The following is a 19,679-nucleotide window of genomic DNA, read 5'->3' on the forward strand; positions in this document are numbered from 1 at the left end:
CCGACGCGATCGGCGGGACATCAGAACGTCTGCTTGATCCCCGCCATCACGCCGAGCTGGTTCATGCCCGCGCCCGGCGTCGATCCCGCGCCGCCCTGGCTCAGCGTGTAGGCCGCGTGGGCGCTGTTGACGAGGTAGCCGCCTTGCAGATAGAGCGCGCTGCGCGTCGACAGGAGCCACGTGCTGCGCAGCGCCACCAGCGTGCCGCGCGTGTCGTGATCGCTGTCGAGCATGCGATAGACGCCGCCGTCGAGCTGCCACGCGGGCTGCACTTGCCACGCCGCGCTCAGATAGTAGAGATTCGTGCGCGCGTCGGGCGCGGCTGGCGATATCGTGTCCACGCGCCGCCCGAGCCAGCCGCCGCCGACCTTCACCGGCCCGAACTTCGCGTAGCCGTTGAGCTGCAGGCGCGTGTCGGTGTCGCCGGACTGCGTGAGCGGAATCGGCGCGCCACCGGCGAAGAGATTGGCCGCCGCGCCCGGCCCGCCGCGCTGCTCGTCCCAGGACGCCGCGACGCCGAAACCCGCTGGCGCGTCGTAGCGCAGCATCGCCGAGGTCTGCCGGCAGGCGCGCGAGTTGCCGGGCAGCGAGCCCGCGCAGGTGCCCTGCCCGGGCGAATTGCCGGTGCCCGCCGAATCCCGTCCGCTCGACCAGGTCGCGCCCGCCGTCACGCCCTGCCACGTGCCTTTCCAGGCCACCGTGTTGTCGCTGCGCGCGTTCGGGATGTAGTTGTCGAACGAGCCGGTGCCCGCGTAGATGTCGGGACCGAGCACGTCGGCATCGGACAAGGCCCAGAAGGTCATCGTGTACTGGCGGCCAAAACTGAGCGTGCCGAGCGGACCTTGCACGCCCACCCAGGCCTGGCGGCCGAACAGGCGGCCGCCTTGCCCCGACTCGCCGCTGCGCACGTTAAAGCCGCTTTCGAGCGTGGACAGCACGGCCCATCCGCCGCCCAGATCTTCGCGGACCCGCACGCCCCAGCGCGAGGGCGCTTCGCCCGTGATGCCGGGCACGCGCACGAGGCTGTCGCCGTTGCGGTTCGCGTGCGTGAGGTATTCCACGCCGGTATCGACAATGCCGTACAGCGTGACGCTGTTTTGCGCGTAACTCGCGCCGCTCGCGGCCACGCCGCAACCTGCCGCGCACAGGGCGGCAACGAACTTCTTCATATCGGATCTTCCAAACGGTGAGGCGACGCGTCTTGCGCGCGTGCGCCGGAAAGAGAGAGCCGCGGCGCGCACATCGGACATCGCGCGCGCCGCGCATGCTGCACAAACGGCCAGAACGGGGCGGTCGGGCGCTCGGGTGCGGTCTCCCGCTCAGGACTGCAACGCAGGCGCGGCGGCGACAACCTGCTGCGCGCGCCAGCGGCCCATTGCGACCATGGAGGCACCCGCGATCACCGCCGGAATGCCCACGAGCATGAACAGCGCCGCCATCGAGAGTCCCATCGAGAGCATCGCGCCGCCCGCCATCGAACCGAGCACCGAGCCCAGGCGGCCGACGCCGTTCGCCCAGCTCACGCCGGTCGCGCGGCAGTCGGTCGGGTAATAGGCGGCGGACAGCGCATTGGCGCCCACCTGCGAGCCCGACACGCAAAAGCCCGCGCAGAAGACCGCGACCGCCGCGGCCCACGGCTCGGCCGCGAAGGAGCCGATCAGCGCCGTGAACACGCCCGCCGCCGCATAGCTCGCGCCGAGCACGTAGTGCGGATTGATGCGGTCCATCAGCCAGCCCAGCGCGATCGCGCCAAGCGTGCCGCCGACCTGGAACATCGCGGTGACGAGCGCCGCCGTGCGCAGCGTCGCGCCCGTGCTGCGCAGCAGCGTCGGCAGCCAGCTAGAGAGCAGATAGATGACGAGCAGGCTCATGAAGAACGCGAGCCACATGAACAGCGTGCCGCGCCGCAGTTCGGGGCGAAACAGCCCGCGCACGGTCGAGCCGCCGAGCGCCGTGGTGGGCGCGGCGATGCGAAACGCGACGCCCGTGAAATCGGTGCCCGGCGCGATCCGGGCGAGCGTGCGGGCGATGCGCGGCGCGTGATTCCCGCGGCTGGCCAGAAAGCGCACCGATTCGGGCAGTTGCCAGGCGAGGAACGGCAGCAGCGCGAGCGGCGCGATACCGCCCGTGAGCAGCACCGAACGCCAGCCGGCCAGATCGATCAGTGCGGCGGCCGCGAAACCGCCGAGCGCCGAGCCGATCGTGAAGCCGCAGAACATCGTCGTGACGAGAAACGAGCGGCGCGCGGCCGGGCAGTACTCGGACGTGAGCGTGATCGCATTCGGCATCGCGCCGCCGAGCCCGAGACCGGTCAGAAAGCGCAGCGCGAGCAGCCAGGTGAGCGAAGGCGACCATGCCGACGCGAGACTCGCGAGGCCGAACACGGCCACGCAGGCGAGCAGCAGACGCTTGCGCCCCACGCGGTCGCCGAACGGCCCGAACACCAGCGCGCCGAGCATGAGCCCGGCCAGGCCCGCGCCGAACACGGGCGCGAGCTGCGCCGGTTGCAGATTCCATTCGGTATGCAGCGCGGGGGCGATGAAGCCGATCGCCGCGGTATCGAAGCCGTCGATTGCGACGATCAGAAAACACAGCACCACGATGAACGCCTGAAACGGCGACACGCGATGATGGTCGATGAACGCCGTCACGTCGACGGCGGACTGGGTTGCTGCCATGATGGGTCTCCTCCAAACCGAAAGCCGTGTTGAACGTGTCGCGCCGCGACACGATCTTTATGTGACGCGAAGCGGCCCGGCACGCCGCCTCGCTGATGCACTGCCCTGAACCGGCCCGCGCTAGATCGCGCCTTGCAGGCAGGTTTCCTCGCGCCAGCCGTAGAGCCACTGCATGGCGTCGTAGAACTGGTCCTGGGTGCGGCCCGCCCACAGCCCGTTGCGCACCAGACGCTCCACGCCCTTGGCGTGATAGATGCGCCCCATTTCGCGCGCGCCCAGCACGACGCGCGCGGTGCGTGCGATGCGCGCCTTTTCGTAGATCGCGAAGGCCTTTTCGAAGTCGCCATCGGCGGCTCGATAGGCCGCGCCGAGCGTGACCGCGTCTTCGAGCGCCTGGCAGGCGCCCTGCGCGAGGTACTGCGTCATCGGATGCGCGGCGTCGCCGAGCAGCGTCACGCGGCCGAAGCTCCAGCGCGCGATCGGCTCGCGGTCGGCCGTCGCCCAGCGCCGCCACGAGGTCGGACGGTCGAGCATCTGGCGCGGCTTCGGATGCACGCCCTCGAAGTACGAGAGCACTTCTTCCTTGCTGCCGTCGCGCACGCTCCACTCTTCCTGGTCGCGGCTGTGAAACGTGACGACGAGGTTGTATTGCTTGCCGCCGCGCAGCGGGTAGTGCACGAGGTGGCAATGCGGCCCGGCCCACACCACGGGCGCGTTGATCTGCAGATCCTCGGGCATGTTCTCGACGTCGACGACCGCGCGATAGACCACGTGGCCGGTCACGCGCGGCGCGTCGCCCACGAGCGTCGCGCGGATCACCGAGCGCACGCCGTCGCAGCCGATCACGGCGTCGGCGTGATAACGCTCGCCGTGCTGGTCGGTCAGCGTGACGCCGTGCTCGTCCTGCTCGATCGACTTCACCTGCGTGCTGGTGCGGAACTGGATCAGCGGATTGCGCTGCACCGACTCCAGCACCGACAAATGGATGTCCGCGCGATGGATCACCGCGTACGGATTGCCGAAGCGCTCGCGAAAGCGCGCGCCCGTTTCGACGCGCACGATCTCGCTCGCGTCGGTGGCGTCCATCAGATTGAGCCAGTCGGTGTAGACCGCGCGTTTGCGCGAGGCCTCGCCCGCGCCCAGCGAATCGAGCGCGTTGAAGGCGTTCGGGCCGAGCTGGATGCCCGCGCCGATTTCGCCGATCTTCTCGGCCTGTTCGAGCAGCAGCACCTGGACGTTCTGGCGTGCGAGCGCGAGCGCCGCCGCGAGGCCGCCGATGCCGCCGCCCACCACGATGGCGCGCGGTCCGGTTTGACGGGTTGTGTTCATGATCGATGTCTCCTCTAACTGGCTCAGGCCGTGAAGTCCGGCTGCCGTTGCGGCTGAGCCTGAATGAATGCGGGGTGCTGCTGCGCGTGCGCAGCAATCGCGAGCGCGCGCGGATAGCGGGAAAGATCGCAGCCCATGCGCTGCGCGTTGCCGATCTGCGGAATCAGGCAGCAGTCGGCGAGCGTCGGCTGCGCGCCGAAGCACCATGGGCCGTCGTGCTGCACAGCGGCGCGAACGAGCAGGCGCTCGACGCCCGCCATGCCCTCGGCGATCCAGTGGCGATACCACGCGTCCTTCTGTTGCGGCGACGCCTGCAACTCGTCCTGCAGATAACGCAGCACGCGCAGGTTGTTGACCGGATGCATGTCGCAGGCGATCAGGTACGACAGTTCGAGCACGCGCGCACGCAGTGGCGCGTCGCCGGGAATGAGGCGCGGTTCGGGATGGCGCGAATCGAGCCAGTCGATGATCGCGAGCGACTGGCCCAGATGCATCGCGCCATCCACGAGCGCGGGCACCGCAGCGGACGGATTGACCTCACCCACGTACTGCTCGCTGCGATGCGCGCCGACGCGGATATTCACCGGCAACGTGTCGTAGTCGACGCCCTTGAGCGCCAGCGCGATGCGCACACGCCAGGATGTCGAACTGTTGAAGAAACTGTAGAGCTGCACGGTCGTCGCCCTCCTGGTCAGACCACGCGCACGGTCAGCTCGCCCAGACGTTCGACGCCGACCTTGATGGTGTCGCCGCGCACGACCGGGCCCACGCCTTCGGGCGTGCCCGTGAAAATCACGTCGCCCGGTTCGAGGCGGAAGAACTTCGAGAGATACGAGACGGTTTCGGCCACCGACCAGATCAGATGCGAGACGTCGCTTTTCTGCTTCGTCGCGCCGTTGACGGTGAGCCACAGACCGGCCTCGCCGAAGTGGCCGACCTTGCTGGCGGGATGAATCGGACCGATGGGCGCCGAGCGGTCGAAAGCCTTGCCGATCTCCCACGGACGGCCCATTTCGCGCATCTTCATCTGCAGGTCGCGGCGCGTCATGTCGAGGCCGACCGCATAACCCCAGACGTATTCGAGCGCGTCTTCCACGGCGATGTCCTCGCCGCTCCTGCCGATCACGGCGACGAGTTCCGCTTCGTAGTGGTAATTCGCGGTCTGCGCGGGATACGCGAGGTCGAGCGTTTCGCCATAGGCGACCGGCACGATCGAGTCGCCCGGCTTGCAGAAGAAGAACGGCGGCTCGCGATCGGGATCGAAGCCCATTTCACGTGCATGCGCGGCGTAATTGCGGCCGACGCAGTACACGCGGCGCACGGCGAACTGGTCGGACGAACCGGCCACGGGAACGGCAACAGGTTGCTCGGGAGGGAAAATGAAGGCCATAGCGGTCGATAGATCCGGAACGTGAAATTAATCAGGAGTACGGCTTAGATGCGCGATTCGCGCAGCAGATTCAGCGCGGCCATGACCGGACGGTCGGAGTAGCTGAAGAGGACGGTGTCCGCGTCGGCGTCGAGTCGCACCGGCACCCACGAGGGCGCCACGAAGATGTCGTGCGGCGCGAGCGTGAAGGTGTTGTCGCCGACATGCGCCGTGCCCTGGCCTTCGACCACGCAATAGACGGTGGCGTCGGTGCTGCGATACGTCTTGCCGCGGAATCCCTTCGGCAGGAACTGCATGAAGGTGGCAATGGTGGGCATCGGCCAGCCGCCCGTGGCCGGGTTCACGTAGCGCAGCTTCACGCCGTCCCAGGCGTCGAGTTCGCCGTTGCGGTACAGCGTGTCGAGCGCTTCGCGGCTGCGCGCATACGGATAGCTGAACACCGGCGAGGTCGGGTCGCTGACCGTGTGGCGCACGGGCAGCATGTTGCTGCCGTAGCGCGCGAAACTGTCGCCTTCGGCGCGCGAGATCGGCTGGGTGGCTTCGGGGTAGTTCTCGGCGAAACCGGCGTCCAGATGCGCGACGAGCGGAATGTCGAGACCGTCGAGCCAGACCACCGGCTCGCCGCCCGCCTCGATCGACGGATTGCCGTGGTCGTGCCACGTCCACGACGGCGTGATGATGAAGTCGCCCGGATGCATGGTGGTGCGCTCGCCGTTCACGGCGGTCCAGGCACCCTCGCCCTCCACGATGAAGCGCATGGCCGACTGCGTGTGCCGATGGCTCGGCGCGATCTCGCCCGGCAGGATCAGTTGCAGACCCGCATAGAGATTCGGCGCGACCGCCGACTTGCCGGGCAGGCCCGGATTTTCCATCACGAGCACGCGGCGCACAGCCTCGGCGGCGCTGATCACCGAACCCGCTTCCATGACCAGATCGCGGATGCGCGCGTATTGCCAGAGGGCCGGCACGGCCTTGGGCTTCGGCTCGGGCACCACCAGCGCATGCAGCGATTCCCACAGCGGCGCGAGCCGTTCGCGGGCGATCTGTTCGTAGTACTGAGCGCGATTGGATGTGGACTGAGTCGTGGACATGAGAGGTCTCCGTTTTTTGAGAAGCGCGCCGGCCATCAGGCCAGTCGTCACACCGCAAAGCGCGCTTCGGGCACAGGACAATGTGATCTGGAGCATGGTGTCCCAGCAGACATCGCCTGTAAAATTCTCAATTCATCTCATGTATATGGTTCGGGATATACCTTGATGCAGATCACGAGGGCAGGCGAATGAGCGACTGGACCCAGCGGCTGCGTCTGAGGCATCTCGAATTGCTGATGAAAGTCGGCGAAACCGGCAACCTCAGTCACTCGGCTGCGGCGCTCAACACCACGCAGCCGGCGCTCTCGAAGTGGCTCAAGGAACTGGAAGAAGATCTCGGCCTGCCGCTGTTCGAGCGGCACGCGCGCGGGCTGCGCCCCACCTCGTATGGCGAGGCGCTCATGGAGCACGCGCGGCGCATCACCGGCCGGCTCGACAACGCGCGCGACGACATGGCCGCGCAGCGCGAAGGCGGCAGCGGCCTCGTGGCGATCGGCACCTCGGGCGTGGCGGCGGCGGACACCGTGCCCACGGCGGTCGCGCGGCTCGTCAAGGAACTGCCGCGCGCGCAGATCCGGCTCGTGGAAAGCACGATGAACCTGATGATGCCGCAACTGCTGCACGGCGAACTCGACATCGTGGTGGGCCGCTCGTCGAACGAAGCCGTCGATCCGCTCTTGAGCGCGGAGCTGCTGTATCGCGAGCGCATTGCCTTCGTCTGCGGCCTCGATCATCCGCTGGCCGAACGAAGCACGCTCGGCTGGGACGATCTGTTCGCCTGCAACTGGATCGTCTGGCCCGCCGGCACGCCGGTGCGCAAGGCGCTCGAAACCGCGCTCGACGCGGCAGGCCGTCGCATGCCGCAGCATTGCATCGAGTCGAATTCGTCGATGCTCAACGTCGCCCTGCTCAATCAGACGCAACTGCTGGGCGTCGCCTCCGGGCGCGCGGCGCAGCGTTTCGCGCAACTTGGGGCGCTGCGCATCCTGCCGATGACGCTCGAAAGCATCGGCTCGGTCTCGATGTACTGGCGCTCGGACAGCGCGAACCGGCTGGCGGTCGCGCGGGCGCTGGCGCATCTGCGGGGCTGCGCGCAGGGCTGACAGCTGATCGGAGACGGGCGTTTCCCTTTCAGAAGCTTTCCTGCTCAACCATCTTGCATCAAATCCAATAAACGATAATAATTCTCATTCGTAAATTAAACGTAAGTGACATGAAACCGGCCGCCCGCGCGGCACTGGTGCCGTGCAGACCCATCCGTGCAGCCGTCTTCCAGTCTCGCCCACGCCTTCGCCGCGCATTACCGGACGCTCGTCGCGTTCGCCGCGCGCCGCATGCGGTCGGCGGAAGCGGCGGCGGATCTGGTCCACGACGCCTTCGTCAAGGTGGCGTCCCTGCCTGGCACCGCCGAGGTCCGGCAGCCGCGCGCCTTCTTCGTGCGCGTGATCGAGAACCTCATGATCGACCGCTTTCGCGAAAGCCGCGCGTGGTCGCACGCGCGCATCGACGTGACGCCGCTCGACGACGATAATGACGCCTTCGCCGATCTGGCGATCGATCCCGTCGATCCGAGCCAGCTCGCCGAGGCCACGCAGACGGCGCGCGCGCTCGAAAGCGCGGTGAACGCGCTGCCCGCGCGCTGCCGCGAGGTGTTCGTGCTGCGCAAGGTGCATGGGCTCTCGCACGAAGCGATCGCCGAGCGTCTTCAGATCAGCAAGAACATGGTCGAAAAGCATTTGCGGCGCGCCTTGCTGGGTCTCGTCGAGTTCGACCGCGGCGCGCACGGCGACGACGCCCCGCCGGCCCATGACTAAGGAATTCCCGCAACCGGCCATGTCCGTTTCTTCTTCAGCCGACACCCCGAGCGACGCGCGGGCGGCCGCGCATGCGCGCCGCGTGCGCGCCGAGGCCGCCGTCTGGGTCGTGCGGATCGACGCGGGCCGCGCGACGCAGGACGACGCGCGTCTCGCGCGCTGGCGCGCGCGCTCGCCGCTGCATCGCGAGGCTTTCGACGGCGCGCTCGCGCAATGGCGCGGCGCCGATGCGCTGCGCGCCGCGCAGCACGCGCCATTACGTGCTGCTGGCGCCGATCAACGCAATGAACAGCGCAACGATCACCGCCCAATCGAACGCCCCGCCGCGCGTCCGCGTACGCCCGCGCGTTTCGCCTTCAGCTTTGCCGCGCTATTCACGCCGCCGCGTGCCGCTTTCGCTTCGCTCTGCGTGGCGTTCGGTGTGGGTGCGGCGTGGTATCTGCATGCGCCCGATCTGTCGACATCGGCAGGCGAAGTGCGCACCTTCGCGCTCGACGACGGCAGCATCGTGAAGCTCGACGCCGACTCGGCCATCGACGTCCGCTACGACGCGCACGAGCGCCGCATCGTGCTCGCGCGCGGCCGCGCCGCCTTCGACGTGAAGCACGGCGACGCGCGCCGCTTCGTCGTGCACGCGGGCGACGGCGAGGTCGTGGACATCGGCACCGCGTTTCAGGCGAGCTTGCCCGGCGACGGCACCGGCCACGGCGGCGATGCCGTCGTCACGGTCACGCAAGGACGCGTGGACGTGCGCAACGCCTGGGGCGATCTCGAAGCCGGCGCGGGCCAGAGCGTCGCGTATGGCGATGCGGTGCGCCCGCCCGCGCTCGTCGCCATCGACGCGTATTCGGCCACCGCGTGGCAGCGCGGACGCATGGTGTTCACCGACGCACCGCTCGCCGACGTGGCCGCTGCACTCAACCGCTACTGGAAAGGCCACTTCATCTACGTGCGTGGCCGCGCGGCGACGCTGCGCGTGTCGGGCAACTTCGCCATCGGTGCGCCCGCGCAGGCGCTCGATACGCTCGCCGAAACGCTGCGTTTGCAGGCCACGCGCATCGCGGGTCGCGTGGTGATTCTGTCCGCGTCGTCGTGAGTCACGTGGAGTAATCCGTCGCGCGAAAAATTTTTTTACGCGCGACGTCCGGTTTTTTCTTCGCACAACGTCTATTCCCTCAGTAAGACAAACAATCAGGGGAATGTCGTTGTTCACGCAAGCATCACTTCGTCCGCTCGCGATTAGCGCGGCGGCTGCCGCACTCTTCGGCGCTTCGTTGCCCGCGCTCGCTCAACAAGCCGCGCAATCCACGAGTCAATCCACTTCCACGGCGGCTGCGATGTCGCGCGATGCACGCATCGACTATCGCATCGCGCCTTCCGATCTCAACACGGCGCTCAACCGTTTCGCCGAAGCGAGCGGCGTGCAGCTCGCCTACGCGAGTTCGCTCGTCGCGGGCAAGCAGTCGCCGGGCTTCACGGGCCGCGCCGATGCCGGCAGCGCGCTCGCCCAGGTATTGCGCGGCACCGGTCTGCGCGCCGTACGCGGCCAGAACGCAGCCTTCGTGCTCGAAGTCGATCCCGAACCGCCGGGCCCCGACGCGAGCGCCGAAACATCGTTGCCCGCCATGACGATCCGCGCGCAAAGCGAAGCCGATGCACATGATCCGACCGTCGCCACGGCCGCGCTCAAGTCGAGCACGCCGCTCACGCGCACGCCGCAATCGGTGTCGATCATCGAACGCAAGCAGATGGACGAGCAGAACGTGCAGTCGGTCGCGCAGGCGCTGCGTTACTCGGCGGGCATCGTGCCGGAAACGCGCGGTATCGGCGACCGTTACGACAGCTTGCAGATGCGCGGTTTCGGCGGCTTCGGCGGCAATGCGGTCTACGTGAATTTTCTCGATGGCCTGAATCTCGGACGCGGTCTGTCGTATGCCGTGCCGCAGATCGAGCAATACGGTTTGCAGCGCATCGAAGTGCTGCGCGGCCCGAGTTCGATTCTGTATGGCCAGGCGAATCCGGGCGGCGTGGTGGTGCTCGAAAGCAAGCGTCCCGAAGCCGATCACGTGAACGAGGTGATGCTCGGCGCGGGCACGCACAACCGCTGGGAGGGCGCGTTCGATCTGGGCGGCGCGGTCGATGCGGACAAGCGCGTGCTGTATCGCTTCGTCGGCCTCGCGCGCGATGCGGACACGCAGGTGTCCGGCACGAAGGAGCAACGCATTTACGTGGCGCCCTCGCTCACGTTGCGTCCCGATGCGAACACCGAACTCACGCTGCTCGCGAGTTATCAATACGATCCGAACAACGGCTATTACGGTTTTCTGCCGCGCTACGGCACGGTGTCGTACAACCCGAACGGGCAGATCGGCACCGGCTTCAACGACGGCGAACCCGATTACGATCACTTCCGCCGCGCGCAGGCCAGCGTGGGTTATGCGTTCACGCACCGCTTCAACGACACCTTCACGGTGCGTCAGAACGCGCGCTACATGCATATGTGGAGCGATTACCAGACGGTCTATTCGAGCGGCTACACGAATTCGAGCAACCGTTACCTCAATCGCCTGACCACCGCCTCGCTCGAACATCTCGACGCGCTCTCGACCGACACGCAACTCGAAGCCGACTTCAACACCGGCGCGGTGCGCCACGCGGTTCTGATGGGCCTCGACTATCAGATGACGATGTCCGACCGCCGTCTTTCGTCGGGCAAGGCGCCCTCGCTCGATATCACGAATCCCGTCTACGGCCAGACGCTGACCGCGCCCAAACTCGCGAGCTACACGCGCCAGCGCACCGACGATCTCGGCCTCTACGTGCAGGATCAGATGACGATCGGCAAGTGGTCGTTCGTTCTCGGCGCGCGCGAGGATTACGCGTCGACCAGCGCGAATGAATACGTGAAGCACACGTCGTCGTATCAATTCGATCGCGCGTTCACGTGGCGCGCGGGCGTGCTCTACGCGTTCGACAACGGCATTTCACCGTTCGCGAGTTTCTCGCGCTCGTTCCAGCCGGTCACCTCGGGCACGACGGCGGATGGCAGTTCGCTCAAGCCATCGACGGGGCGTCAGTTCGAAGTGGGCGTGAAGTATCAGATTCCGGGCACGACGAGCTTCACGACGCTCTCGCTCTACGATCTGCAGCAGACCAACGTGTCGACGCCCGATCCGAACAACTCGAACTACCGCGTGCAGACCGGCGCTGTGAAAAGCCGTGGCGTCGAAGTGGAAACGCATTTGAATATCACGCGCGATCTCTCGCTGATCGCGGCGTATAGCTACACGAGCGCCTATGTGGCGAGCGCGAACGACAGCTCGCTCGGTCACACGCCCGCCGCCGTGCCGAAGAATACCGCTTCGCTGTGGGCCGATTACACGCTTCATCGCGGCACGTTCAAGGGCCTGGGTATGGGCGCTGGCGTGCGCTATATCGGCAGCACGTATGGCGCCGCCGACGATTCGTTCAAGGTCGGCTCGTTCACGCTCGTCGATCTCGCCGTGCACTACGAGTTGCGCAACTGGCGCTTCGCGCTCAATGCGTCGAATCTGTTCGACCGTCAATATGTGGCCGCTTGCGCGAGCGCGACGCAGTGTTTCTGGGGCGTGCGCCGTGAAGTGATCGGCACCGCGCGCTATCAATGGTGAGGCCGACGATGAAATCTTCACGCGCTTTTGCAAGGCGAACGGTATGTGCAATCGCGGGCTTGTCGATGGCGGCGGCTGCGTGGGCGGCAACGCCTGTCGCTGCCTCGAATGCCGCGATTAATCATTCGGATATCGAAGCATCGAATGACGTAAGCGCCCTGCTTCCCGATACCGAATCGTTCGTGATCGACGCTACGCCGAATGGTCCGCGTTATCGCATCTGGCTGTATCACCCGAAGGCGGCTGGGTCCAATGCCGAGCCGCCCTTGCTCGTACTGCTCGACGGCAACGCGACCTTCGCGCTCGCCGTGAGCGCGGCGCGATTGCAGGCGAAGCTGATCGGCCCCGTGACGATCGCCGCCATCGCCGCCGACAACGACACGCTTTTCGACGAACACCAGCGCTTCCGCGATTTCACCACGCCCGCGCGCGATGGCTGGGGCGTGCCGCGCGACGCGCAAGGCGCACCGCTCGAAACCGGCGGTGCGCAGGCCTTCGAGACCTTCGTCAACGAGACCTTGCTGCGCGCCATCGAAGCCCGCACGCACGCCGCGCCGCGCTCACGCATGCTGTTCGGACATTCGCTCGGCGGTTTCTTCGTGCTGAACGACGCGCTTGCACATCCGCAGGCGTACTCGCGTTACATGGCGGCGAGTCCGTCGATCTGGTGGAATGGCGCTGAGTTACTGGCGAGCGCTCGTGCGAGCGCGCGTTCGGCATCGACTAAGGGCAGCGCGACGCACGCGGCCGTTCCGCTCGCGATCCGCGTGGGTGGCGACGAACAGAAACTCGCGCCCAATGCGCCGCCCGCGCGCGTCGAACGCGTGACGCACGCGGCGATGCTCGACAACGCGCGCGCAATCGCCGACTTGCTGCACGCAACGCCCACGCTCGGTTTCGACGCCGATTTCCAGATCTACGCGGGGCAGAATCACGTGTCGTATCTGCCCGCTGCGATCAGCGAAGCCGTGGGCCTGGCCGCGCGAAACCTGCCCTGAGCGGCGCTTACGCGCGTTCGAGCGCCGCCATCGCCCGCACGATCACGAGCAGCACCGACATGCTCACGCCGCTCGACGCACGCAATTCGGTGAGCAAATGGCCGTAGCGTTCGAGCGCTGCTTCGTGCTGCGCGCACCAGGCATCGACGATGGCTTGCGCATCGGCCGTGTCGGGCGACTGCGCGAGCGCGCTGGTCGTGAGCGCGCGTTTAAGCCTCGCCACCTCGGCAAGCGCCGCCGCGCGCGCCATCGTGTCCCAGTGCGTGGGCGTGGGCAGCGTGGCGGCGCGTTCGCTGATCCAGCCGTAATTCAGGCGCGTGCCGAGCGCGAAATACGCCGCCGCGACCAGTTCGAGCGGACGCCCGCACGCCGCCGCTACTTCGGCGATATCGAGCAGCGCCACCGAAATTTCGCCGCTCGACACCCGCAGCGCAAGCGTGCTTTCCACGCCTGCATTCACGAGTTCGCCCTGGCGCACCGAGAGCGCTTCGAGATCGGCTTCGGGCAATAGCGCGGGCAATTGTGGGGCGAGCCGTTGCGCCGCGTCGCGGCAGCGCGCGAGCAGCGAACCCACGTCGTCGCGATCCACCGCGCCCGCTTGCAGATGACGCAGGAACCACAGCGCCGCGCGTTCGAGCAGACGCGCGATATCGACGAACATGCGCGCCTGCACGTCATCGGGCACACGATTGTCGAGCGCGTCGATGGCGCGCCAGATCTCGTCGAGATCGAATACGTCGCGCACCATGATGCAGGCGCGCACGATCTCGTCGGGCCGCGCGTCGGTCTCCTCCATGAGCCGGTGAATGAACGCACAACCCACGCGATTGACGAGCGCGTTGGTCAGATGCGTCGCGAGAATCTCGCGGCGCAGCGGATGCCGCTGCATCGGTTCGCTGAAGCGCTGCTGCAAAGGCTTCGGGAAATAGTCGATCAGCAAGGCCGCGACGAGCGGATCTTCGGGCACCTCGGAATCGAGCAGCGCATCGTAGAGCCACATCTTGCTATACGCGAGCAGCACCGCGCGCTCGGGCGACGTGAGGCCGAGTTTCGACGCCTGGCGCTCGGCCACTTCCTCGTCGGTCGGCAGGAATTCGATCACGCGATTGAGGCGCCCCGCGCGTTCGAGCCAGCGCATCACGCGCGTTTCCGCATCGAGCAGCGGCACGGCATAGCGGCCCGCGATCGAGAGCGCCTGAGTCTGGTAATAGTTGTCGCTCAGCACGAGCAAACCGACTTCATCGGTCATTTCGGCCAGCAGCGTATTGCGCTGTTTGGTGGTCATCTCGCCGTCGCCCACCACGAGACCGAGCAGGATCTTTATATTCACTTCGTGATCCGAACAATCGACGCCTGCTGAATTGTCGATGGCATCGGTATTGATGCGGCCGCCGCGCTGCGCGAATTCGATGCGCCCGAGTTGCGTCACGCCGAGATTGCCGCCCTCGCCCACGACCTTGCAGCGCAGATCCGTGCCATTCACGCGCACGGCGTCGTTGGCGCGGTCGCCCACTTGCGCGTGCGTTTCGCGCGAGGCCTTCACATAGGTGCCAATGCCGCCGTTATAAAGCAGATCGACCGGCGCCTGCAGGATCGCACGAATCAGTTCGTTCGGCGTGAGCGCCACGGCGTCGATGCCCAGCACCTCGCGCACGGCCGGAGAAAGCGGAATCGTCTTGACGGTGCGCGGGAAAATGCCGCCGCCTGCCGAGATCGCGGCCGGATCGTAATCGGCCCAGCTCGATCGATCGAGGGCAAACAGCCGCTGGCGCTCCGCGAAACTGCGCGCCGGATCGGGCGCCGGATCGAGAAACACGTGGCGATGATCGAAGGCCGCCACGAGCTTGATATGCGGCGACAGCAGCATGCCGTTGCCGAACACGTCGCCCGACATGTCGCCGACGCCGACCACCGTGAAGTCGCTCGCCTGGGTATCCACGCCCATTTCGCGGAAGTGGCGTTTGACCGATTCCCACGCGCCGCGCGCGGTGATCGCCATCTTTTTGTGGTCGTAGCCCACCGAGCCGCCCGACGCAAAGGCGTCGTCGAGCCAGAAGCCGTATTCGGCGGAAATGGCGTTCGCGTAATCGGAGAATGTGGCCGTGCCCTTGTCGGCGGCCACGACGAGATACGGGTCGTCGGGATCGTGACGCACGACGTCGGGCGGCGGGACGATGGCGTTGTTCACGAGGTTGTCGGTGAGGTCGAGCAGCCCGCGCAAAAAGGTCTGATAACAGGCCACGCCTTCGCGCATCCACGCTTCGCGGTCGCTCGGCGGCGGCGGATTCTTCACCACGAAGCCGCCCTTCGAACCCACCGGCACGATCACGACGTTTTTCACCATCTGCGCTTTCATCAGGCCGAGCACTTCGGTGCGGAAATCCTCGCGCCGGTCGGACCAGCGCAGGCCGCCGCGCGCGACGCGTCCGCCGCGCAAATGCACGCCTTCCACGCGCGGCGAATACACCCAGATTTCGAACATCGGTTTCGGCTCGGGCAGCCCCGGCACTTTCGACGGATCGAATTTGAACGACAGCGCCGGACGCAGCGCGCCATTCGGCTCGCGGCGGAAATAATTGGTGCGCACCGTTGCGTTGATCACGCCGAGAAACTGCCGCAGAATGCGGTCCTCGTCGAGATTCGGCACCTGGTCGAGCGCGGCCTCGATGGCCTTGAGCGCGAGCGCCGTGCGTTCCTCGCGCGCCGCTTCCGCGCGCGGATCGAAACGCACGAGAAACAATTCGACCAGTTGCCGCGCAATCGCGGGATTGCCGGTCAACGCGCGTTCGATATAGGCGTCGCTGAATGTCGAACCCACCTGACGCAGATATTTCGCATAGGCACGCAAAATCGTTACTTCGCGCGCGCCCAGATACGCGCGCAATACGAGTCGATTGAAATCGTCGTTCTCGATGCGCGCGCTCCATACGCCTTCGAACGCTTCCTCGAACAGATCTTTCACGCGCTCGATATCGAATTCCGCGTCGTCGGCGAGTTCGAGCCCGAAGTCGTGCACCCACGCGGGATCGCAGCCTGGCACCTGAATCACGTAAGGCCGTTCTTCATCCACGCGCACGCCGAGATGTTCGAGCATCGGCAAACTGCGCGAGAGCGCAATGGCTTCGCCCGCGCAATAGACCTTGAAACGAAACGCACGCGGCCCCGATTCGATCGGCCGATACAGATTCATCGCGATGCCCGCCGTTCCCTGCACGCGTTCGATCAATTCGATATCGCGAACAGCCGTGCGCGCGGGATAATCGTCGCGATAACCGGCGGGAAACGAATCGGCGTAACGATGCAGCAGGCGCGTGCCCTGTTCCTCGCCGAAAGCGTCGAGCAGCGCGTCGGCGAGATCGTCCTGCCAGCGCCGCGTGACCTGCACGAGCCGCGCTTCCAGTTCGCGCGTGTCCACATCGGGCATCGTGCCGGGTTCGGCGTGCACGACGAAATGAATGCGCGCAATCGCCGATTCCGAAAGCAGCGGCGTGAATTCCACCGAAATGCCGTTGAAGGCTTCCGCGAGCAGATTCGCGATGCGCCGCCGCAAATCGGTATTGTATTTATCGCGCGACACATAAACGAGGCACGAAACGAATCGATTGAAACGATCGCGCCGCACGAATAGACGCGTGCGCTGATGCTCCTGCAAACGCAAAACGCCGAGCGCGATATCGTAAAGCTCGTCTTCGGCGGCCTGGAATAACTCGTCGCGCGGATAGGTTTCGAGCACGGTCACGAGCGATTTGCCGAGATGCCCTTTCGGCAGAAAGCCCGCGCGGCGCACGATATTCGCGCATTTGCGGCGCACGATCGGAATATCGGCGGCGGGGACCATATAGGCCGTCGAGGTATAGAGCCCGACGAAGCGGCGCTCGCCGCAGACCTTGCCGTCCGCGCCCACGAGCTTCACGCCCACATAGTCGAGATAACCGGGCCGGTGCACGGTCGCGCGCGAATTCGCCTTGGTCAGAAAGATCGGCCATGCGCCCGTGACGATGTCGGCGGCCGCGGGCGGCAGCGGCGTGACGTCGGGCGTGCCGGGCGCGCGCAAGGCTTCACGCAGAATGCCGAGGCCCGAGTTGTCCACGCCGCGCAGCGCGAAGCCGTCGCCGTGTTCGACGAGCGCATAGTCGCGCTGGCCGAGAAAGGTGAAATGGTCGGCGACCATCCAGTCGAGAAACGCGCGCGCTTCGATATCTTCCGCGCTCGTTTCGCGTGCCTTCATGCTCTTGATGGTCTCGCGCGCGACGTCGAGTATCTTCGGCCAGTCTTCGACGGCGGCCCGCACGTCGCCGAGCACCTTGGCGATTTCGCGGCGCAGTTCATCGAGTTTTGCTGCATCGCCGCAGCGGTCGACTTCGAAATGAATGAACGAGGCCAGTTGCGAGGGGCCGTCGTCGGCGCCGGCGGCTCCCACGTCGATGCGCTCGATGCCGCCTTCCTTGCCGCGCCAGACGCGAAACACCGGGTGCATGGCCGAATGCAGCGCGAGCCCGAGCTTGTTGACAGCCATCGACACCGAATCGACCAGGAACGGCATGTCGTCGTTGACGATTTCGATGACCGTGTGATCGGAATGCCAGCCGTGCTGTTCGAGAATCGGGTTATAGACCCGCATGCGCTCGGTGCCGGGCACGAAGCGTTGCGCCGTTTGCCAGTGCGCCATGGCGGCGCCATAGAGATCGGCGATGCTGCGGCTGCGCAGATCCTCGGCATCGACGAAATCGTAATAGTGGCGCAGGAACGGTTCGACCGTTTGAAAGGCGGGTTCCGGCAATCGCGCTCGCGCGAATGCCAGAACATCGGAGAGCAGATGGGCGACGAATTCCTCGTTCCTCGCTTGCATGGCGGACTCCTCGACGGATGGCCATCGACTGCATCGGCGGTAAAGCCATTATGCACCGGCGAGGTGATCGAACGATGAATGCGTGCGCGTTCTTTGAATGAAAAGCGGCGAATAAAAAGCGCAGCGGTTTACATGTTTTAAAACGTATTCATGCGAGAAAGTCTGATTAAACGCCGTTAGACAATATCGTCACTAGGGCCACACGATCCGGCACAGCGATTGCGGCTGCCCGGCGGCCGGCGCGCGAAACGAAAACAGTGCGCCTGCGAGCGGCTCGCGGGCGAGCGCGGCTGCGTCGAGTCCTTTGCGCGCCGTGGTCACATACGCCGTGCGCAAATCGTCGCCGCCGAAGGCGAGCTTCGTCACGTTCGAGCACGGGAACGCAACGTGCGCCACGCTCAAGCCGTTCGGCGCGTAGCGCTCGATGCGTGCGCCGCCAAACGTCGCGACCCAGACGTAGCCCTCGGCATCCACGACCAGACCGTCGGGATCGCCCGGCGGCGCGTGCGTGGTGAACAGGCGGCGCGCCGAGAGTTCGCCGTCGTCGCCCACGTCGAACGCGTAGATGGCGCGGCGCAGCGAATCCACGTGATACAGCGTGCGTGAATCGGGGCTCATCGCCGGGCCGTTCGTGATGATGTAGCCGCTGTCGTGCACGCGCGGCGGCCGGTCGTCTTCTGCGCGCCAGAGCGAGCCGGTCGGCTCCGTTTCCGCGTCGTCCATCGAACCGAACCACAAGCGGCCTTCGCCATCCACGTGCGCGTCGTTGAGCCGGTTGCCAGGCAGCGCGGCTTCGACCGGCACGCGCAGCACGAAGCGCCCATCTTCGGGCGTGAAGCGGTGCAAGCCGCCCTGCAATCCGCAGACAAAGCCGCCATCCGCGTGCGGCAGGACGAAACCGGTTTGCGCGGGCGCGTCCCAACTGCTGCGCGCGCCGCTTTCCGGCACGTAGCGATGCACGCGCCGCTGCTTGATATCGACGAAATACAGCGCGCGTTCGCGTTCGACCCACACGGGGCCTTCGCCGAGCAATGCGCCCACGTTCCATTCGACTTCCGGGATCGTTGGGCTCATGCGCCGTACCATCCGGCATCGACGAAATAATCGCGGCCGGTGCAGCGCGCGGCGTCGTCGGACGCAAGAAAGAGCACCATGCGCGCGACGTGCTCGGGCTCGATGCGCGCGTGCAGACATTGCTGGTCAAGCAATTCCGATTCGCTCTCGCTCGACTGCCAGAGTTTCATCTGGCGCGGCGTGCGCACCGCGCCCGGAATCACGCAATTCACGCGTATGCCGTGCTCGCCGAGATCGCGCGCGAGTCCGCGTGTGAGGCCTTCGATGCCCGCTTTGGCCGTCATATAGACGCTGAGATTCGGCGTGGCGAGATGCCAGGAAATCGAACCGAGATTGATGATCGCGCCGCCGCCCTGCTTGCGCATGCCTTCGCTCACGGCTTGCGCGCAAAAGAATTGATGGCGCAAATTCACGGCGAGACGGTCGTCCCAGTAAGCGGTACTTACGTCGCCAACGCTGTGGCGGTCGTCGTTGGCGGCGTTGTTGACGAGGATCTGCACGTCGCCGGACGCTTGCGCGATGGCGTCGAAACAGCGTTGCAAGGCGTCGATATCGCGCAGATCGCAGCGATGGTAGACGGGTTCGTATTTCGTGTGGCGGCTCGCTTCGACGAGCGCGAGCGACGCTTCGTCGGCCACGTCGAGAAAATGCACGCACGCGCCCTGTGCGCTGAAGGCCGCCACCATCGCGGCGCCGATGCCGGTGCCGCCGCCCGTGATTACGACCACCTTGTCGCTCAGGCTCGGATAAATTGCGTAAGACATGGATAATTTCGCTTTCGGTTCAATCGTTGCGTCAAGGGTCGC

The 19,679-nt window shown here is 66.1% G+C and carries 14 protein-coding genes; 5 read left to right on the plus strand and 9 right to left on the minus strand.

The features are described from left to right. Nucleotides 1-20 precede the first annotated feature (20 nt). The 6 genes from U4Y88_RS02805 to gtdA form a co-directional block, all read right to left on the minus strand. Nucleotides 21-1,169, minus strand: coding sequence for a porin (locus U4Y88_RS02805; RefSeq protein ID WP_321782088.1), 1,149 nt, complete (start codon nucleotides 1,167-1,169; stop codon nucleotides 21-23). 150 nt (nucleotides 1,170-1,319) lie between these two features. Then, nucleotides 1,320-2,678, minus strand: a complete 1,359-nt coding sequence (locus tag U4Y88_RS02810) for an aromatic acid/H+ symport family MFS transporter (protein ID WP_310633124.1) — start codon at nucleotides 2,676-2,678, stop codon at nucleotides 1,320-1,322. A 120-nt stretch (nucleotides 2,679-2,798) separates the two neighbouring features. Then, nucleotides 2,799-4,007, minus strand: a complete 1,209-nt coding sequence (locus U4Y88_RS02815; RefSeq protein WP_321782090.1) for a 3-hydroxybenzoate 6-monooxygenase — start codon at nucleotides 4,005-4,007, stop codon at nucleotides 2,799-2,801. A 23-nt stretch (nucleotides 4,008-4,030) separates the two neighbouring features. After that, nucleotides 4,031-4,681, minus strand: coding sequence for a maleylacetoacetate isomerase (gene maiA, locus U4Y88_RS02820; RefSeq protein WP_321782092.1), 651 nt, complete (start codon nucleotides 4,679-4,681; stop codon nucleotides 4,031-4,033). A gap of 17 nt (nucleotides 4,682-4,698) precedes the next feature. Continuing rightward, nucleotides 4,699-5,397, minus strand: coding sequence for a fumarylacetoacetate hydrolase family protein (locus U4Y88_RS02825; RefSeq protein WP_321782094.1), 699 nt, complete (start codon nucleotides 5,395-5,397; stop codon nucleotides 4,699-4,701). A gap of 44 nt (nucleotides 5,398-5,441) precedes the next feature. Beyond that, nucleotides 5,442-6,488: a gentisate 1,2-dioxygenase gene (gene gtdA / locus U4Y88_RS02830; RefSeq protein ID WP_321782096.1), complete on the minus strand. Its 1,047-nt coding sequence runs from the start codon at nucleotides 6,486-6,488 to the stop codon at nucleotides 5,442-5,444. Between the two features lie 188 nt (nucleotides 6,489-6,676). Here gtdA and U4Y88_RS02835 point away from each other — a divergent pair, with 188 nt between their 5' ends. The 5 genes from U4Y88_RS02835 (at nucleotide 6,677) to U4Y88_RS02855 (ending at nucleotide 12,950) form a co-directional block, all read left to right on the plus strand. Continuing rightward, nucleotides 6,677-7,591, plus strand: coding sequence for a LysR family transcriptional regulator (locus tag U4Y88_RS02835; RefSeq protein WP_321782098.1), 915 nt, complete (start codon nucleotides 6,677-6,679; stop codon nucleotides 7,589-7,591). 156 nt (nucleotides 7,592-7,747) lie between these two features. Next, nucleotides 7,748-8,302, plus strand: coding sequence for a sigma-70 family RNA polymerase sigma factor (locus tag U4Y88_RS02840; RefSeq protein ID WP_224010054.1), 555 nt, complete (start codon nucleotides 7,748-7,750; stop codon nucleotides 8,300-8,302). Beyond that, entirely contained in the window at nucleotides 8,295-9,398 is a 1,104-nt protein-coding gene (locus tag U4Y88_RS02845) for a FecR family protein (RefSeq protein ID WP_321782100.1), read from the plus strand. The genes U4Y88_RS02840 and U4Y88_RS02845 overlap by 8 nt, the downstream gene beginning before the upstream one ends. 241 nt (nucleotides 9,399-9,639) lie before the next feature. Beyond that, complete coding sequence (locus U4Y88_RS02850; RefSeq protein ID WP_321782102.1) at nucleotides 9,640-11,952, plus strand: TonB-dependent siderophore receptor; 2,313 nt, start codon at nucleotides 9,640-9,642, stop codon at nucleotides 11,950-11,952. 182 nt (nucleotides 11,953-12,134) lie between these two features. Next, a complete protein-coding gene (locus U4Y88_RS02855; protein WP_321782103.1) occupies nucleotides 12,135-12,950 on the plus strand; it encodes an alpha/beta hydrolase in 816 nt (271 codons plus the stop codon). Between the two features lie 7 nt (nucleotides 12,951-12,957). Here U4Y88_RS02855 and U4Y88_RS02860 read toward each other — a convergent pair whose 3' ends face one another. From U4Y88_RS02860 to U4Y88_RS02870, 3 genes are all read right to left on the minus strand, one after another. Beyond that, nucleotides 12,958-17,799: an NAD-glutamate dehydrogenase gene (locus U4Y88_RS02860; protein ID WP_321782106.1), complete on the minus strand. Its 4,842-nt coding sequence runs from the start codon at nucleotides 17,797-17,799 to the stop codon at nucleotides 12,958-12,960. A gap of 192 nt (nucleotides 17,800-17,991) precedes the next feature. Then, a complete protein-coding gene (locus tag U4Y88_RS02865) occupies nucleotides 17,992-18,873 on the minus strand; it encodes an SMP-30/gluconolactonase/LRE family protein (RefSeq protein ID WP_321782108.1) in 882 nt (293 codons plus the stop codon). Next, nucleotides 18,870-19,637 carry an SDR family oxidoreductase gene (locus tag U4Y88_RS02870; RefSeq protein WP_321782110.1) on the minus strand — a complete coding sequence of 256 codons (768 nt, stop codon included), beginning with the start codon at nucleotides 19,635-19,637 and terminating at the stop codon, nucleotides 18,870-18,872. Before U4Y88_RS02870 ends, U4Y88_RS02865 begins: the two co-directional genes overlap by 4 nt. Nucleotides 19,638-19,679: the final 42 nt, after the last annotated feature.

The organism is Paraburkholderia sp. J94 (assembly GCF_905220285.1).
Taxonomy (GTDB): Bacteria; Pseudomonadota; Gammaproteobacteria; order Burkholderiales; family Burkholderiaceae; genus Paraburkholderia; species Paraburkholderia tropica_A.

What these genes read in the sequence shown, in the direction of transcription:
- U4Y88_RS02810 (WP_310633124.1), bottom strand. Translation starts at nt 2,678, where the DNA reads ATGGCAGCAACCCAGTCCGCCGTCGACGTGACGGCGTTCATCGACCAT.
- U4Y88_RS02815 (WP_321782090.1), bottom strand. Translation starts at nt 4,007, where the DNA reads ATGAACACAACCCGTCAAACCGGACCGCGCGCCATCGTGGTGGGCGGC.
- U4Y88_RS02835 (WP_321782098.1), top strand. Translation starts at nt 6,677, where the DNA reads ATGAGCGACTGGACCCAGCGGCTGCGTCTGAGGCATCTCGAATTGCTG.
- U4Y88_RS02850 (WP_321782102.1), top strand. Translation starts at nt 9,640, where the DNA reads ATGTCGCGCGATGCACGCATCGACTATCGCATCGCGCCTTCCGATCTC.
- gtdA (WP_321782096.1), bottom strand. Translation starts at nt 6,488, where the DNA reads ATGTCCACGACTCAGTCCACATCCAATCGCGCTCAGTACTACGAACAG.
- U4Y88_RS02845 (WP_321782100.1), top strand. Translation starts at nt 8,295, where the DNA reads ATGACTAAGGAATTCCCGCAACCGGCCATGTCCGTTTCTTCTTCAGCC.
- U4Y88_RS02805 (WP_321782088.1), bottom strand. Translation starts at nt 1,169, where the DNA reads ATGAAGAAGTTCGTTGCCGCCCTGTGCGCGGCAGGTTGCGGCGTGGCC.
- U4Y88_RS02870 (WP_321782110.1), bottom strand. Translation starts at nt 19,637, where the DNA reads ATGTCTTACGCAATTTATCCGAGCCTGAGCGACAAGGTGGTCGTAATC.
- U4Y88_RS02825 (WP_321782094.1), bottom strand. Translation starts at nt 5,397, where the DNA reads ATGGCCTTCATTTTCCCTCCCGAGCAACCTGTTGCCGTTCCCGTGGCC.
- U4Y88_RS02860 (WP_321782106.1), bottom strand. Translation starts at nt 17,799, where the DNA reads ATGCAAGCGAGGAACGAGGAATTCGTCGCCCATCTGCTCTCCGATGTT.
- U4Y88_RS02865 (WP_321782108.1), bottom strand. Translation starts at nt 18,873, where the DNA reads ATGAGCCCAACGATCCCGGAAGTCGAATGGAACGTGGGCGCATTGCTC.